Origin of the sequence: Pseudomonas sp. AO-1, assembly GCF_019775695.1 — a bacterium.
In the GTDB taxonomy this organism is placed as follows: Bacteria; Pseudomonadota; Gammaproteobacteria; order Pseudomonadales; family Pseudomonadaceae; genus Aquipseudomonas; species Aquipseudomonas parakoreensis.
On sequence record NZ_CP079947.1, the window covers coordinates 1,666,992 to 1,683,100 of the forward strand.

A 16,109-nucleotide genomic window follows, 5' to 3' on the forward strand; every position below is an offset into this window, starting at 1 on the left:
TTCTGCCGCTGATTTTTTACAGCCCGGGTAGCCGGAAATCAGGAGATGGAAGATGGATTTGAATGCTGAGGTAGACAACCTGGTCAAGGCGTCCCAGGCGTGGATTCCGATGATCATGGAATACGGCAGCCGTGTGCTGCTGGCGGTGATTACCCTGGCGATCGGCTGGTGGCTGATCAACAAGGTCACGCAAAAGCTTGGCGGTCTGCTGGCCCTGCGCAATGCCGACCTGGCGCTGCAAGGCTTTATCAGCAGCCTGGCGAACATCATCCTCAAGGTGTTGCTGATCGTCAGCGTGGCCTCGATGATCGGCGTGGAAACCACCTCGTTCGTGGCCGCGATCGGTGCTGCTGGCCTGGCCATCGGTCTGGCGTTGCAGGGCAGCCTGGCGAATTTCGCTGGCGGCGTGCTGATTCTGCTGTTCCGTCCGTTCCGTATCGGCGACTGGATCGAAGCGCAAGGCGTGGCGGGTACTGTCGACAGCATCCAGATTTTCCACACCGTGCTGCGTACCGGTGACAACAAGACCATCATCGTCCCGAACGGCAATCTGTCGAACGGCATCATCACCAACACCAACCGTCAGCCAACCCGCAAGGTGGTGTTCGACGTGGGTGTGGATTACGAAGCGGATCTGCAGAAAGCCCGTCAGGTACTGCTGGATCTGGCCAAGGATGAGCGCGTATTGCAGGACCCTGCGCCACAAGCGGTCATTTCGACGCTGGGTGACAGTTCGATCACTGTTTCCCTGCGTGTATGGGTTAAAACTGCAGACTACTGGGACGTGATGTTCATGTTTAACGAACAGTCGCGTGATCGTTTGAAGACGGCCGGTATTGATATTCCGTTTCCACAGCGGGTGATTCGTGTGGTTCAGGAAACAGCTACACAATGATAGGTTGCTAATTAAATGCCTGACTTGTTGGTCAGGCATTTATGACAAGTGACAGGCAATCAAAAAGGCCCATCCGAAGATGGGCCTTTTTTTATGCTTCCAAACTAACCACTGATAATTACAGGATGTTCAGTGGGTATTCGGTGATCAGGCGGAACTCTTTAACGTCGCCTTCGCCTTCGTCAGCGTTAGCAACGTGCCAGGCTTGACGGATGCGGAAGGACAGGTCTTTTGCTGGGCCAGACTGAACAACGTACTTGGCTTCGAAGTTGGTTTCGTGGTGTTTACCGTCTTCACCGTACAGGCCGGCGTAAGCGCTACCCGCTGGAGTGTGGGTACCGTCGATATCCCAACCTTTAACGTAACGAACCATGAAGCTCAGGCCAGGAACGCCGTACTCGGCCATTTTCAGGTCGTAACGGGCTTGCAGGGATTTCTCGCCTGCACCGTTGAAGTCGGAGTACTGGATGGAGTTGGCGAGGAAGATCGAGTCGCCACCACGGTTGTTCTTGCCTACGCCGATGTAGTCGAACGGAGTGTCGCCGTTGACCTTCTGGAAGGCCAGGGTGAAGGTGTGTGCCTTCAGGAACGACAGGGCGGTTGCCAGCGAGAAGGCGGTGTTGCTGATGTCGCCCGCTTTGGCGCTGCCGGTGTCGGTGGTGCGGTAGATGTTGAAGTCAGTGTTCAGCGAAGTGTCGCCACCGAATGGGGTGGTGAGGTTCACGTTGGCGTAGTACTGGTTCCAGATGTCTTCCAGCTTGGCGCCGTACAGCGAGGCAGTCAGGTTGTCAGTGATGCCGTATTTGCCACCGAAGTAGTCGATGTTTTTGGCTTCAACACCCGCGTAAGTGGCGTAAAGGCCGCCTTCACGAGCGTTTTTGTCCTGGCTGGTGGCCGAGTAGAAGTGACCGGCTTCGAGGTCAAGGTCTTTGACTTCGCTGCTCTGCAACTGGAAGCCAGTGGCCGTTTGCGGAAGGATACGGGAGCCGCCAACAGCGAATACCGGAGCGGTGCTTGGCTGCATGTCGCCAAATTTCAGCTCGGTTTTGGAGATGCGGAATTTAACGGCTGCGCCGGCTTTGCCTTGGCTGTCGTTAACGTCGTGTGCATAACCGTTGGCTTTGACGGTGTCGCTACGGCTCATGTTACCGGTGCCGGAAGTACCATCACCGCCATCCAGTTTGACCGCCAGGTAACCGAATGCATCGATACCGACGCCTACGGTGCCTTGGGTGTAACCGGAAGTGAAGTTACCGAGAAAGCCCTGAGTCCAGTCTTTCTGGTCGTGACCGCCGTTCTTGTTGTCGCGGTTGAAGTAGTAGTTCTTCAACGTTTCGGTGAGTTTTGCATCTTCAACGAAACCTTTGGCTTCTGCCTGGTCACTAACAAACGGGGCGGCCGTAGCCAACTGAGTGCTGGCTGCTGCTGCAACTGCCAGTGCGATTGTGCTCCACTTCATCACGCGCATCGTGATTTGCTCCTTTGGTTTTAGAAGAGTACTGCCGTCCCACCTGTTTTATTATCTGGGCGGCTCTTTCTTTTTGTGTCGGCGCAAACTTATATCACGCCGACAATGTTGGCGATACTTGCTCATACAACCTTTCATGATCTTTACGACGACGTCGCAAACAGCTGGGTTGATGTCGCAAATTCACGTTACCCATGCAGCCGGGCTGACAACTTTATCGCTGTTTCTGGGCCTTTTTGCATCGGTAAAAAAGAGTCCCTGGCAAAACACTTGAATCTCCATTGGGGCAACCCTGCCACCGTATTTGTTTGGTCTCAAGCTGCCACTTCCCGTGGTGCGCTATAGACCATGTGTGTCTCAATGCAACAAGCGTGCACAAAGTGCAGGGATGCCACGTTTATTTTTCTGCACACCCGCCTTTCGCTGTAAAAACCGCATAAAAACGGGGGTTCAAGCCCTTTTGTATCAGGGGCTTGACGCATACCTTTGCATCGTGTTGTCAGGTTCGCGTGGGGCCATGACAACCAAAAACGTTACCGGTTCACCCCGTCAGTGAGTATTTGGCGGATGCCCGACGCACTGAGCGTAGACGCACTGTGCGGTTTTGGTGCAAAAAATTTACAGGCTGTACCGGATTCATACAGCTTGTGACGAGCCTGCTGTCAATGAACCTGCCCATTTCGGGTGTTTGCCCGTGTCCGGGCACCGTCCTGGCGCTGTAATGGTGCGCGGTCTCTGCAAATGTCCCTTGCCTGGGCTGTGATGGCCTGGGCGGGCACGGCGCTCGTGAAGCCTGATGGATTCGCAGGTATGCTGCCTGCCTGTCGCTTGGTGTGTCGCCTGTCGTTCACGGCCGCTAAGCTGAATTATGTCGATCAGCCGGGAGTGCACGCAGTGTTTGCTTTAGATTCACGACTTCAACAGGACACCCTGACCATCGGCGATTTCCCGCTCTGCCGGCTGCTGCTGTCCAACGATGCCAATTACCCGTGGTTCATCCTGGTGCCTCGTCGCGACGATATCAGCGAGTTGTTTCAGTTGGATGTCGCCGACCAGCAGCAGTTGTGGCAGGAAACCACGGCGCTGGCCGAGCTGCTGAAGGATCTGTTCGACGCCGACAAGTTGAACGTTGCGACGCTGGGCAACGTTGTCAGCCAGTTGCACATGCATGTGATCGTGCGCAAGCGTGATGACGCGGCCTGGCCGGCGCCGGTCTGGGGTAAACACCCGGCCAGACCCTACAGTGCCGAGGAGGTGGCGGGCATTCGTGAGCGGCTGAGTCTGGTGCTGACCGAACACTTCACGTTTCTGGAGGGTTGAACCATGAACCTTGAAGAGCGCGTTACCGATCTGGAAAGCCGCCTGGCGTTTCAGGATGACACCATTCAGGCGTTGAACGATGAGCTGGTGGCGCAGCAGCGCGTGATCGAGCGCCTGCAGTTGCAAATGGCGGCGTTGCTCAAGCGTCAGGAGGAGATGGTCGGGCAGTTCGATTCTTTCGAGGAAGAAGCACCACCGCCGCATTACTGATGCCAACACGTTTGTGCAGGCGTAAAAAAACCGCGAGCAGCCTGGCTGCTCGCGGTTTTTTGTTGCCTCGAATCAGCGACGCGGCAGGGCGGCGATCACGTCCTCGGCTTGCAGGCCTTTGTCCCGGTTCATCACCGAGAACTCCACGCGTTGGCCTTCGACCAGGACGCGGTGGCCTTCGCCACGGATTGCACGAAAGTGCACGAAAATATCATCGCCGGAATCCCGGGAGATGAAGCCGAACCCTTTGGAAGTGTTGAACCACTTGACGGTACCGGTATCGCGGTTGCTCATGTCATAGGTAGTCGGTGCGGCGGCCGGTGAAGACTTGTAGAAGCTGATGGCCAGATGCAGGACCACGGCAACCAAGGCGATTACCAGACTGAACAACACGGCCGGTTGACCGGCGATGACAGGCATTGGTGCGATCAGGGTCAGGGTTTGCAGGACGACAGTCAGCACGAGAAGAGCGCTGACCAGATTTTGCAGATGCTGGCGCGGGCCTTTGTTCCAGTAAGGAATCACTGGAGCGATGACCAGGTTCAGCAGGCCGAAAAAGGCCAGGTAAAGTGCATCGGGTTGTTGCAGGTAAGGAACAGCTTCGGCTTTCAAGCTGGGTATGAACGACAGCAGCAAGGCCGCTGCGCCCATTAGCAGGTGGACGATTTTCAACATTTTGATTGGCTCACGTTATGACGGCTCACAAGGAAGAGCTGAAGGCGCACGGTTCGCTTCGGAAACAATAAAGAGGCGTTGGACACGTGCCCGGCATCAGCCTATGCGCGAGGCCCCGAAAAATGGGGCATAGCGACACACTGCCTATTTAACAGCAAAGCCTGCAGCGACTCAAATCACCCCGGCCAGCGGCACCTGCCCGGTCGATTTGTCGCACAGCGAGCGAAAATTGCCGGCTGCGAGGTCGCGGCTGCCTTGCTAGAGTGGGTCTGCACCTGTTGGATGAATTCAATCGCCTTAGGGGGTAAGCATGGCAATCGATATCGGTATCAGTGAAGAAGACCGCAAGTCCATCGTCGAGGGGCTGTCGCGGTTGTTGTCGGACACCTACGTGCTGTATCTGAAAACTCATAACTTCCACTGGAACGTCACAGGTCCCATGTTCAGGACCCTGCATCTGATGTTCGAAGAGCAATACAACGAGCTGGCGCTGGCGGTGGATCTGATCGCCGAGCGTATCCGCGCCCTGGGTTTTCCGGCGCCGGGTGCCTACGCGACTTACGCGCGACTCTCCTCCATTAAAGAGGAAGTCGGCGTGCCAAGCGCCGAGGACATGATCAAACAGTTGGTCGAGGGCCAAGAGGCTGTGACTCGTACCGCTCGCGGGATCTTCCCGCTGTTGGACAAGGTCAGTGACGAGCCGACAGCCGACCTGCTGACCCAGCGCATGCAGGTGCATGAGAAGACTGCGTGGATGCTGCGCGCGTTGCTCGAGACCTGACAAGCGTTTGCGCGGATGTCCGGGGGGATGTCCGCGTACTGTTTCAAATCTTACTGAACATGTCGGCTTATCCTACGTCGCTGGGCAACTAGTCATCTGGCGCTGACTTTGCGTCTGCGTTTTTATGAAGGCACAGGATGTTGTCTTTATTACAAGCAGCGATGGCAAAGGAGTGTCAGCGATATGGTAGGTGGAGACAGGCGATGCGAGCATGTCGGTTCGCAACGGGAAATGAAGGTCGATCCGTTTGTCAGCGATTTTGATTTTGAGTTGATCCGGCCGCTGGCAAGGTCAGTGCGTTTGAACGGGTTTGCCACTTGCTTGAGGCTCGAGCAGGTTTACTGGAACATTCTTGGTGACATGGCCGGGCACAACGGCTGTTCGGTCAGCACGCTGCTGTCACATGTGGACCGTGAAGTGCACCTGCGCCACGGCGGGGTGAAAAACTTCAGCGGTCTGGTGCGGGTGGTGTGTGTGATGAATGGTCTGCGGGATACCCCGGCGGCCGTCATGCCCGGAACGACCAATACTTGAAATGACGTGGCGGGCTGTGCAGTCTTACGGCTGCACAGCCCGCATTTAATGGATATAATCCCGCTCTTTCGCCGCAAAGCCCTGCGCGCGGTGGCAATCTGATCGCCGAGACACCCCCATGCCGATGTACGATTACCAATGTGCTTCCTGTGGTCATCAGTTGGAAGCCATTCAAAAGATCAGCGAGGCACCGCTGGTCGACTGCCCTGCCTGTCAGGCGCCAGAGCTCAAAAAACAGCTGTCCATGCCGGGTTTTCGCCTCAGCGGCAGCGGTTGGTACGAAACCGATTTCAAGACCGGAGCCAAGAAGAATCTGGCCGGTGGCGACAAATCTGACTAGGGTTCAGGCCCAGGTCGAACGACACGCGTGAGATTCCGCAGTGCTTGAGTGCGACGGTATCTCCACCGAATTTCGAATTACGAGAAGCGAAACCACTACCATGATGCGCAGCCATTATTGCGGCCAACTGAACGAAAGCCTGGAAGGCCAGGAAATTACCCTTTGCGGATGGGTTCACCGTCGTCGCGACCACGGCGGGGTGATTTTCCTCGATATCCGTGATCGTGATGGTCTGGCTCAGGTGGTGTTCGATCCGGATCGCGCCGAAAGCTTCGCCGCCGCCGATCGCGTGCGCAGCGAGTACGTGGTGAAAATCACCGGCAAGGTGCGTCTGCGTCCGGCTGGTGCAACCAATGCCAACATGGCGTCGGGCATGATCGAAGTGCTGGGCTACGAGCTGGAAGTGCTGAACGAAGCGGAAACCCCGCCGTTCCCGCTCAACGAATACTCCGACGTCGGCGAAGAAACCCGCCTGCGCTACCGCTTCCTCGATCTGCGTCGTCCGGAAATGGCCGAGAAGCTGCGTCTGCGTTCGCGCATGACCACCAGTATCCGTCGCTTCCTCGACGAGAACGGCTTCCTTGACGTGGAAACGCCGATCCTGACCCGCGCGACCCCGGAAGGTGCTCGCGACTACCTGGTGCCGAGCCGTACTCACGCCGGTTCCTTCTTCGCCTTGCCGCAATCGCCTCAGCTGTTCAAGCAACTGCTGATGGTTGCCGGTTTCGACCGCTACTACCAGATCGCCAAGTGCTTCCGTGACGAAGACCTGCGTGCCGACCGTCAGCCTGAGTTCACTCAGATCGACATCGAGACCAGCTTCCTCGACGAAAAAGACATCATGGGCCTGACCGAAGGCATGATCCGCAACCTGTTCAAGGAAGTGCTGGATCTGGAGTTCGGCGAATTCCCGCACATGACCTTCGAAGAAGCCATGCGTCGTTACGGCTCCGACAAGCCAGACCTGCGTAACCCGCTGGAACTGGTCGACGTTGCCGATCAGCTCAAGGAAGTCGAATTCAAGGTCTTCAGCGGCCCGGCCAACGATCCGAAATGCCGTATCGCTGCACTGCGTGTTCCAGGCGGGGCGAGCATGCCGCGCAAGCAGATCGACGACTACACCAAGTTCGTCGGCATCTACGGTGCCAAGGGCCTGGCGTACATCAAGGTCAACGAGCGCGCTGCCGGTGTTGACGGTCTGCAATCGCCGATCGTGAAAAACATCCCTGAAGCCAACCTGAACGTGATCCTTGATCGCGTTGGTGCAGTTGACGGCGACATCGTGTTCTTCGGCGCCGACAAGGCCAAGATCGTCAGCGAAGCCCTCGGCGCGCTGCGTATCAAGCTGGGCCACGACCTCGACCTGCTGACCTGCAAATGGGCGCCAATGTGGGTCGTCGACTTCCCGATGTTCGAAGAAAACGACGACGGTAGCTTCTCTGCGTTGCACCACCCGTTCACCGCACCGAAGTGCTCGCCTGAAGAGCTGGAAGCCAATCCGGCCGGCGCTCTGTCCCGTGCCTACGACATGGTACTGAACGGCACCGAGCTGGGCGGCGGTTCGATCCGTATCCACCGCAAGGAAATGCAGCAAGCGGTGTTCCGCCTGCTGGGCATCAACGAAGCGGAACAGGAAGAGAAGTTCGGCTTCCTGCTCGACGCGCTGAAGTACGGTGCGCCGCCGCACGGTGGTCTGGCCTTCGGTCTGGACCGTCTGGTGATGCTGATGACCGGCGCCCAGTCGATCCGTGAAGTGATCGCCTTCCCGAAAACCCAGAGTGCTGCGGACGTCATGACGCAAGCGCCGGGTGTGGTGGATGCCAAGGCGCTGCGCGAGCTGCACATTCGTTTGCGCGAAACGCCAAAGGCTGAGTAAGACGGGCCTGAAGGCGCATCTTCGGATGCGCCTTTTTTCTTTCTATAGAGAGCAGGTCGAGATTTTTTGTTGGCTGGCCACTGCGTGAGCAGGGTGGGCAACGTTTCAAGAGAATTCGGAGCGAGTTATGGCAGGTCATTCCAAGTGGGCGAACATCAAGCACCGCAAAGAACGTCAGGATGCCAAGAGAGGCAAGATCTTCACCAAGTGGATCCGTGAACTGACCGTTGCGGCCCGTCAGGGCGGCGGCGATCCGGGTTCCAACCCGCGCTTGCGCCTGGCCCTGGACAAGGCCCTTGGCGCGAACATGAGCCGCGACATCATCGACCGCGCCGTGGCGCGTGGCGCCGGTGCGACGGAAGCGGACAACGTTGAAGAGCTGACCTATGAAGGTTACGGCCCGGGCGGCGTGGCGGTGATGGTCGAATGCATGACCGACAACCGCAACCGTACCGCTGCAGCTGTCCGCCATGCATTCAGCAAATGCGGCGGCAACCTCGGCACCGACGGCTCGGTGGCTTATCTGTTCGAGCGCAAAGGGCAGATCAGCTTCGCCCCGGGCGTCGATGAAGACGCCCTGACCGAAGCGGCGCTGGAAGCCGATGCCGACGACGTGGTCAGCCATGAAGACGGCTCGATCGACGTGTTCACCTCGTTCACCAGCTTCTATGCCGTGCGCAACGCGCTGGAAGCGGCGGGGTTCAAGGGCGACGACGCGGAAATCGTCATGCAGCCGACCACCAGCGCCGAACTGGATCTGGAAGGCGCGGAGAAGGTGCTCAAGCTGATCGACATGCTTGAGGATCTGGATGACGTGCAGAACGTCTACTCCAACGCGGACATTCCGGAAGACGTGGCCGCTCAGCTCGGTTAAGAGCGACTACGATTCAATGTGGGAGCTGGCTTGCCAGCGATGGCGTCGGCACCTCAGGCAATGATGGCGCCTGACACTCCGTCATCGCTGGCAAGCCAGCTCCCACATTTGTTTTTGTGTTATTTCGAACCAGCAGGCGTTATGACATTAATTCTGGGTATCGACCCCGGTTCGCGCATCACCGGTTACGGGATTGTTCGCGATACCGGACGTGGCGGCTGCATCTATGTGGCATCGGGCTGCATCCGTACCGGCGCCGGCGAGCTGCATGAGCGGCTGCAGATCGTTTATCGCGGCGTGCGTGAAATCATTCAGACCTATGGCCCGGTGACCATGGGCATCGAAAAAGTGTTCATGGCGAAAAACGCCGATTCCGCCCTCAAACTCGGGCAGGCTCGCGGCGCCGCCATTGTGGCTGGCGCCGAGGAGAGCCTGGAGATTGCCGAGTACACCGCGACTCAGGTCAAGCAAGCCGTGGTCGGCACCGGCGCGGCCAATAAAGAACAGGTGCAGATGATGGTCATGCACATGCTCAAGCTGACCAGCAAGCCGCAGATCGATGCCTCGGATGCTCTGGCCATTGCCATTTGTCACGCGCATACCCGTTCCAGCCTGCTGCCGCATGGTTTGGGAACCGCACGCAGTCGTGGCGGGCGCCTGCGTCTCTGATAGCATCAGCAATCATTTTTGCGGAATGCGGATTTTGCGCCTGGGTCGTCGGCCCGATTCCCGCCTTCCATCTGTCGCCAGCCCACGGCTGGCCAACGCTCAAGGATCTGAAACGTGATTGGACGCTTGCGCGGCACCCTGGCTGAGAAACAGCCGCCGCACCTGATTCTGGATGTAAACGGCCTCGGGTATGAGTTGGAAGTGCCCATGACCACCCTTTATCGTCTGCCGTCGGTCGGTGAACCGCTGACGCTGCACACCCATCTGGTCGTACGCGAAGACGCGCAGTTACTCTATGGTTTCGCCGGCAAGCGTGAGCGAGACTTTTTTCGTGAGTTGATCCGTCTCAATGGTGTCGGGCCGAAACTGGCCCTGGCGCTGATGTCGAGTCTGGAAGTCGATGAGCTGATCCGCTGCGTGCAATCCCAGGACACCTCGGCGTTGACCAAGGTCCCGGGGGTCGGCAAGAAAACCGCTGAGCGCCTGTTGGTCGAACTCAAGGATCGTTTCAAGGCCTGGGAAACCTCACCAGCCATGTTCGCTCTGGTGCCGAACCAGCCGGACGGCCCGGCGCCGGTCAACACTGCCGAGAACGATGCCGTCAGTGCGCTGATTTCCCTGGGCTACAAGCCGCAGGAAGCGAGCAAGGCGATTACCGCCATCAAGGACAAGAATTTGAGCAGTGAAGACCTGATCCGCCGCGCCCTGAAGGGAATGATTTAAGTGATTGAAGCTGATCGTCTGATCGCCGCCGCGCATAGTCCGCGCGAGCGCGAAGAAGTCCAGGATCGGGCCATTCGCCCGGTCAGTCTGGCCGACTATATTGGCCAGCCGACCGTGCGCGAGCAGATGGAACTGTTCATCCAGGCGGCGCGTGGCCGTAGTGAATCCCTCGACCATACGCTGATCTTCGGCCCGCCGGGTCTGGGCAAAACCACGCTGGCCAACATCATCGCCGAGGAAATGGGCGTGTCGATCAAGAGCACGTCCGGTCCGGTACTTGAACGTCCGGGCGATCTGGCGGCTCTGCTGACCAATCTTGAACCGCACGACGTGTTGTTCATCGACGAAATCCATCGTCTGTCACCCATCGTTGAAGAAGTGCTGTACCCGGCGATGGAGGACTTCCAGCTCGACATCATGATCGGTGAAGGGCCGGCGGCACGCTCGATCAAGCTGGATCTGCCACCGTTCACTCTCGTGGGCGCCACAACCCGTGCCGGCATGCTGACCAATCCGTTGCGTGACCGCTTCGGTATCGTCCAGCGTCTTGAGTTCTACAGCACGGCGGATCTGGCGACGATTGTCAGTCGTTCGGCGTCTATTCTCGGACTGCCGCTGGACCCGGAGGGCTCTTTTGAAATTGCTCGTCGTGCCCGCGGTACGCCGCGGATCGCCAACCGTCTGCTGCGGCGGGTACGCGATTTTGCCGAAGTGCGGGCCAAGGGCCACATCACCAAGTCGGTGGCCGATCTGGCGTTGAACCTGCTGGACGTCGACGAACACGGCTTCGATCACCAGGACCGGCGCTTGCTGCTGACCATGATCGAGAAGTTCGATGGCGGCCCGGTGGGCATTGACAGTCTGGCGGCGGCGATCAGTGAAGAGCGCCACACCATCGAAGACGTGCTGGAGCCGTACCTGATTCAACAGGGCTACATCATGCGTACACCGCGGGGCAGGGTGGTGACGCGGCATGCGTACTTGCATTTCGGTTTAAACATTCCGTCACGAATGGGCGAGATGCCCGTGGCAGACGAGTTTCTCGATGCCGTGGACGATTGATACACATTTTTTGGCGATTTATTCAGCGTTTGTACTGTCACAGGACGGTACTTTTGCGGTAAAGCCTTAAACACTGAAAAAACAGTTGCCTGGCCGGATTGGCAACCCGAGGAGTAAGCACTAGAGTATGCGCGCGCAAAACGGGCTTGAGCCGTTCGCACATCGTTGTCGCGTTTATTACGAGGACACCGATGCGGGCGGCATCGTGTATTACGTTAATTACCTCAAGTTTATGGAACGGGCTCGAACCGAGCGGCTCCGGACGCTGGGCTTTGCCCAGTCGGAACTGGCCGGAGAGGACCTGTTGTTTGTCGTGCATTCCAGCGAAGCGCGCTACCACGCGCCGGCGCGACTGGACGACGAACTGCTGGTAAGCGCTGATGTAATCGAATTGAACCGTGCCAGCCTGCGCTTCAAACAGCAGGTCAGGCGGGCCACGGATAATGTGCTGCTCTGTGAAGGGCAGTTTCTGGTGGCCTGCGTGCGCACCGACAGTTTGAAACCCCGGGCCATGCCCGAATCCTTGCGTGCGGCCTTTGCCGACGCGGGCGGCACGGGTACACACTCAAAGCAGGAGATAAAGCGTGGAAGCTAACGTCGTCGACCATTCCTCCATGTGGAGCCTGGTCAGCAATGCCAGCATCGTGGTGCAGTTGGTAATGTTGACCCTGGTGGCCGCATCGGTGACCTCATGGATCATGATCTTTCAGCGCAGCAATCTGCTGCGCGCCGGTCGACGCGCCCTGGAGAGCTTTGAAGAGCGCTTCTGGTCGGGTATCGACCTGTCCAAGCTGTACCGTCAGGCCGGCAGCAACCCGGATCCGGATTCCGGCGTGGAGCAGATCTTCCGTGCCGGCTTCAAGGAATTCTCCCGTCTGCGTCAGCAGCCAGGTGTTGACCCGGAAGCGGTGATGGAAGGTGTGGCGCGGGCCATGCGCGTTGCCATCTCCCGTGAGGAAGAAAAGCTGGAGCAGAGCCTGCCGTTTCTCGCCACCGTGGGTTCGGTCAGCCCGTACATCGGTCTGTTCGGTACCGTGTGGGGCATCATGAACTCCTTCCGCGGTCTGGCCAGCGCCCAGCAGGCGACCCTGGCCACCGTGGCCCCGGGCATCGCCGAAGCCCTGATCGCCACTGCGATCGGCCTGTTTGCCGCGATCCCGGCCGTTATCGCTTACAACCGTTTCTCTGCCCGCAGCGAAACCTTGCTGAGCCGCTACTACACCTTCGCCGATGAGTTTCAGGCGATCCTGCACCGCAAAGTGCACACCAGCGAAGAATAAGCAGGTATTTCCCGATGGCTTTAATCGCTCGAGCCCGAAACAAGCGCAAGCCGGTCGCCGAGATGAACGTGGTGCCATACATCGACGTGATGCTGGTGCTGCTGGTTATCTTCATGGTGACCGCGCCGATGCTCAATCAGGGCGTGAAAGTGGATCTGCCCAAGGTTTCCAGCGAAGCCTTGCCGCAGGACAACAACACTCAGGTGCTGACCATTTCGATCAAGGCTGACAAGACCTACTACTGGAACCTTGGCAGCGAAGTCGATACTGAAAAGCAGCAGGACAGGGCAATGACGCTGCCACAGATGACTGACGCAGTGACCAAGATCATTCGCGCCGGCACCGAAGGCGGCAAGCGTACCCAGGTCTTTATCCGTGGCGACAAGTCGGTCGATTACGGCGCCGTCATGGGGGCCATGGGCGGGTTGCAGAAAGCCGGGGTCGGTAATGTTGGTTTGATTACCGAGGCCCCCTGATGCAGCAACAGCGAGAGCCGTCCGCCTCGGAAAGCTACTTCTGGCCCAGTGTTCTGGCGATTGTCCTGCACGTGCTGGTGTTCGGCATGCTGTTCGTCAGTTTTGCCTTCACACCCGAGTTGCCGCCGGCCAAGCCGATTGTCCAGGCGACCCTGTACCAGCTGAAATCGAAAAGTCAGGCAACCACCCAGACCAATCAGAAGATTGCGGGTGAGGCGAAGAAATCCGCCGCGCGCCAGACCGAAGTCGAGCAGATGGAACAGAAAAAGGTCGAGCAGGAAGCGGTGAAGGCTGCGGAACAAAAGAAAGAAGAAGCGGCTCAAAAAGCCGAGGAAGCCAAGAAGGCCGACGAGGCGAAGAAAGCGGACGAGGCGAAAAAGGCTGATGAAGCCAAGAAAGCCGACGATGCGAAGAAAGCCGAGGCCAAGAAGGCAGAAGAGAAACAATTGGCTGATATAGCCAAGAAGAAAGCCGAAGAAGAAGCCAAGAAGGCGGCTGAAGAAGAGGCCAAGAAAGCGGCCGCTGAAGAAGCCAAGAAGAAGATCGTCGAAGACGCGAAGAAGAAAGCCGCCGAAGACGCCAAGAAAAAAGCTGAAGCTGAAGAGGCGAAGAAGAAAGTCGCCGACGAAGCGAAGAAGAAAGCTGCTGCCGATGCTGCGAAGAAAAAATCGCAGGAAGCGGCACGTAAGTCCGCCGAAGAGAAAAAGGCTCAGGCCCTGGCAGATTTGCTTTCCGATACGCCACAGCGTCAGCAGGCCTTGGCCGATGAGCAGGGTGACGAAGTCGCGGGCAGTTTCGATGACCTGATTCGTGCGCGGGCAGCGGAAGGTTGGGCGCGTCCTCCTTCGGCACGCAAAGGCATGACGGTCGTGCTGCAAATCGGCATGTTGCCGGACGGTACGGTGACTTCGGTCAGCGTGGCCAAATCCAGTGGCGACGGTCCGTTCGATGCTTCGGCAGTCGCGGCAGTGAAGAATATTGGACGTTTGACGGAAATGCAGGGAATGAAGCCGAGCGATTTCGCTCCGTATCGTTCATTCAAGATGACATTCACACCTGAGGATCTAGCCTTGTGAGAAACCTTCTTCGAGGAATGCTGGTCGTGATCTGCTGCATGGCAGGGATCGCGATGGCTGATGAAAAGAACATTCTGGTCACCAGCGGCAGCGATCGGGCCACCCCGATTGCCGTCGTACCGTTCGGCATGCAGGGCGGTGCCGTGTTGCCGGACGACATGGCTGAAATCATTGGTAACGATTTGCGGAACTCGGGCTACTACTCGCCGATTCCAAAGCAGAACATGATCAGCCAGCCAAGCCAGCCGAGCGAAATCATCTTCCGTGACTGGAAGGCGGTGGGTGCTCAATACATGATGGTCGGCAGCATTGCGCCAGCCGGCGGTCGTCTGCAGGTGCAGTGGGCACTGTTCAACGTGGCTACCGAGCAGAAAGTGGCTGACGGCAGTGTTTCCGGTACCACCGAGCAACTGCGTGACATGGCGCACTTCATCTCGGACCAGTCGTTCGAAAAACTCACCGGTATCAAAGGTGCGTTTTCGACCCGTCTGCTGTACGTGACAGCCGAGCGTTTCTCCGAGAAGAACACTCGCTACACCCTGCAGCGTTCGGACTACGACGGTGCCCGTGCCGTGACTCTGCTGCAATCGCGCGAGCCGATCCTGTCGCCGCGTTTCGCACCGGATGGCAAGCGCATCGCCTACGTGTCGTTCGAGCAGAAGCGTCCTCGGATCTTCATGCAGAACATCGACACCGGTCGCCGTGAGCAGATCACCAACTTCGAAGGCCTGAACGGCGCACCAGCCTGGTCGCCGGATGGCAATCGCCTGGCGTTCGTACTGTCGAAAGACGGCAACCCGGACATCTATGTGATGAACCTGGGTTCGCGTCAGATCACTCGTGTGACTGCAGGCCCTGGCATCAACACCGAACCGTACTGGGGCAAGGATGGTTCGACCATCTACTTCACCTCGGACCGTGGCGGCAAGCCGCAGATCTACAAGACCAGCGCCAGCGGCGGTGGTGCCGAGCGTGTGACCTTCATTGGCAACTACAACGCCAACCCGAAGCTTTCGGCTGATGAAAAGACCCTGGTGATGATCCATCGCCAGGACGGTTTCACCAATTTCAAGGTGGCGGCGCAGGATTTGCAGCGAGGCAGTGTAAAGATCCTCACTGATAGCACTCTGGACGAGTCACCCACTGTTGCGCCCAACGGCACCATGGTAATCTACGCCACCCGCCAGCAGGGCCGGGGAGTCTTGATGCTCGTGTCCATTAATGGACGCGTGAGGCTCCCGCTTCCTACCGCACAAGGCGAAGTCAGAGAACCGTCCTGGTCCCCTTACCTGAACTGACGCGGCGCTTTACGTTTTACTTAACACACTGGGGTTCATTAGGAGTTTCACGATGGAAATGCTGAAGTTTGGTAAATTTGCTGCGCTGGCTCTGGCCATGGCTGTAGCTGTAGGTTGCTCGTCCAAAGGCGGCGACAACGCCGGTGAAGGCGCTGTTGATCCAAACGCTGGTTACGGCGCAAACACTGGTGCCGTTGACGGTTCCCTGAGCGAAGAAGCTGCTCTGCGCGCAATCACCACCTTCTACTTCGAATACGACAGCTCGGACCTGAAGCCAGAAGCCATGCGCGCTCTGGACGTTCACGCCAAAGACCTGAAAGCAAACGGCGCTCGCGTTGTTCTGGAAGGCAACACCGACGAACGTGGTACTCGTGAGTACAACATGGCACTGGGCGAGCGTCGTGCGAAAGCCGTTCAGCGCTACCTGGTACTGCAAGGTGTTTCCCCAGCTCAGCTGGAACTGGTTTCCTACGGCGAAGAGCGTCCAGTTGCTACCGGCAACGACGAGCAGTCCTGGGCTCAAAACCGTCGCGTCGAACTGCGTAAGTAATT

Annotated in this window: 19 protein-coding genes; 17 read left to right on the forward strand and 2 right to left on the reverse strand. The window is 58.0% G+C overall.

Annotated elements, in window-relative coordinates:
- Window positions 1-52: 52 nt before the first annotated feature.
- Window positions 53-895, forward strand: a complete 843-nt coding sequence (locus KVQ82_RS07625) for a mechanosensitive ion channel family protein (protein WP_041068538.1) — start codon at window positions 53-55, stop codon at window positions 893-895.
- Window positions 896-1,013: 118 nt separating this feature from the next.
- Here KVQ82_RS07625 and KVQ82_RS07630 read toward each other — a convergent pair whose 3' ends face one another.
- The gene (locus KVQ82_RS07630; RefSeq protein ID WP_041068541.1) at window positions 1,014-2,363 is read right to left on the reverse strand and encodes an OprD family porin; all 1,350 of its coding nucleotides are present in this window, start codon (window positions 2,361-2,363) and stop codon (window positions 1,014-1,016) included.
- Between the two features lie 894 nt (window positions 2,364-3,257).
- Here KVQ82_RS07630 and KVQ82_RS07635 point away from each other — a divergent pair.
- Together KVQ82_RS07635 and KVQ82_RS07640 are read left to right on the forward strand one after the other, a co-directional pair.
- On the forward strand, window positions 3,258-3,683 hold the full coding sequence (locus KVQ82_RS07635) for an HIT domain-containing protein (RefSeq protein ID WP_041068712.1): 426 nt from the start codon (window positions 3,258-3,260) through the stop codon (window positions 3,681-3,683).
- A gap of 3 nt (window positions 3,684-3,686) precedes the next feature.
- Window positions 3,687-3,893 carry a SlyX family protein gene (locus KVQ82_RS07640; RefSeq protein ID WP_007962092.1) on the forward strand — a complete coding sequence of 69 codons (207 nt, stop codon included), beginning with the start codon at window positions 3,687-3,689 and terminating at the stop codon, window positions 3,891-3,893.
- Window positions 3,894-3,965: 72 nt separating this feature from the next.
- On the opposite strand, the gene KVQ82_RS31810 is transcribed toward KVQ82_RS07640, so the two are convergent.
- A complete protein-coding gene (locus KVQ82_RS31810) occupies window positions 3,966-4,568 on the reverse strand; it encodes a cold-shock protein (RefSeq protein WP_041068544.1) in 603 nt (200 codons plus the stop codon).
- Between the two features lie 310 nt (window positions 4,569-4,878).
- Here KVQ82_RS31810 and KVQ82_RS07650 point away from each other — a divergent pair, with 310 nt between their 5' ends.
- The 14 genes from KVQ82_RS07650 (at window position 4,879) to pal (ending at window position 16,107) form a co-directional block, all read left to right on the forward strand.
- Window positions 4,879-5,349 (forward strand): Dps family protein, encoded by a 471-nt coding sequence (locus tag KVQ82_RS07650; protein ID WP_003227537.1) that lies wholly within the window; start codon window positions 4,879-4,881, stop codon window positions 5,347-5,349.
- A gap of 183 nt (window positions 5,350-5,532) precedes the next feature.
- Window positions 5,533-5,883: a ribbon-helix-helix domain-containing protein gene (locus KVQ82_RS07655; RefSeq protein WP_145594823.1), complete on the forward strand. Its 351-nt coding sequence runs from the start codon at window positions 5,533-5,535 to the stop codon at window positions 5,881-5,883.
- Window positions 5,884-6,001: 118 nt separating this feature from the next.
- Entirely contained in the window at window positions 6,002-6,223 is a 222-nt protein-coding gene (locus KVQ82_RS07660; protein ID WP_003227532.1) for an FmdB family zinc ribbon protein, read from the forward strand.
- A 100-nt stretch (window positions 6,224-6,323) separates the two neighbouring features.
- Entirely contained in the window at window positions 6,324-8,099 is a 1,776-nt protein-coding gene (aspS, locus tag KVQ82_RS07665) for an aspartate--tRNA ligase (protein ID WP_095668473.1), read from the forward strand.
- A 127-nt stretch (window positions 8,100-8,226) separates the two neighbouring features.
- Window positions 8,227-8,973: a YebC/PmpR family DNA-binding transcriptional regulator gene (locus KVQ82_RS07670; RefSeq protein WP_003227527.1), complete on the forward strand. Its 747-nt coding sequence runs from the start codon at window positions 8,227-8,229 to the stop codon at window positions 8,971-8,973.
- A gap of 141 nt (window positions 8,974-9,114) precedes the next feature.
- A complete protein-coding gene (gene ruvC / locus KVQ82_RS07675) occupies window positions 9,115-9,642 on the forward strand; it encodes a crossover junction endodeoxyribonuclease RuvC (RefSeq protein WP_007951206.1) in 528 nt (175 codons plus the stop codon).
- A 114-nt stretch (window positions 9,643-9,756) separates the two neighbouring features.
- Window positions 9,757-10,365: a Holliday junction branch migration protein RuvA gene (gene ruvA / locus KVQ82_RS07680; protein WP_003227522.1), complete on the forward strand. Its 609-nt coding sequence runs from the start codon at window positions 9,757-9,759 to the stop codon at window positions 10,363-10,365.
- Entirely contained in the window at window positions 10,366-11,427 is a 1,062-nt protein-coding gene (gene ruvB / locus KVQ82_RS07685) for a Holliday junction branch migration DNA helicase RuvB (protein WP_041068559.1), read from the forward strand. It abuts the gene before it with no gap.
- A 127-nt stretch (window positions 11,428-11,554) separates the two neighbouring features.
- Window positions 11,555-12,022, forward strand: a complete 468-nt coding sequence (ybgC, locus tag KVQ82_RS07690; RefSeq protein WP_027612533.1) for a tol-pal system-associated acyl-CoA thioesterase — start codon at window positions 11,555-11,557, stop codon at window positions 12,020-12,022.
- Complete coding sequence (gene tolQ / locus KVQ82_RS07695) at window positions 12,012-12,707, forward strand: protein TolQ (protein WP_007912733.1); 696 nt, start codon at window positions 12,012-12,014, stop codon at window positions 12,705-12,707. The genes ybgC and tolQ overlap by 11 nt, the downstream gene beginning before the upstream one ends.
- A 23-nt stretch (window positions 12,708-12,730) precedes the next feature.
- Window positions 12,731-13,183 carry a protein TolR gene (gene tolR / locus KVQ82_RS07700; RefSeq protein ID WP_161794900.1) on the forward strand — a complete coding sequence of 151 codons (453 nt, stop codon included), beginning with the start codon at window positions 12,731-12,733 and terminating at the stop codon, window positions 13,181-13,183.
- The gene (gene tolA / locus KVQ82_RS07705; protein ID WP_041068568.1) at window positions 13,183-14,259 is read left to right on the forward strand and encodes a cell envelope integrity protein TolA; all 1,077 of its coding nucleotides are present in this window, start codon (window positions 13,183-13,185) and stop codon (window positions 14,257-14,259) included. Before tolR ends, tolA begins: the two co-directional genes overlap by 1 nt.
- Before the next feature lie 17 nt (window positions 14,260-14,276).
- Window positions 14,277-15,557: a Tol-Pal system beta propeller repeat protein TolB gene (gene tolB, locus KVQ82_RS07710; RefSeq protein WP_164747834.1), complete on the forward strand. Its 1,281-nt coding sequence runs from the start codon at window positions 14,277-14,279 to the stop codon at window positions 15,555-15,557.
- 52 nt (window positions 15,558-15,609) lie between these two features.
- Window positions 15,610-16,107, forward strand: a complete 498-nt coding sequence (gene pal, locus KVQ82_RS07715) for a peptidoglycan-associated lipoprotein Pal (RefSeq protein WP_003178634.1) — start codon at window positions 15,610-15,612, stop codon at window positions 16,105-16,107.
- Window positions 16,108-16,109 lie beyond the last annotated feature (2 nt).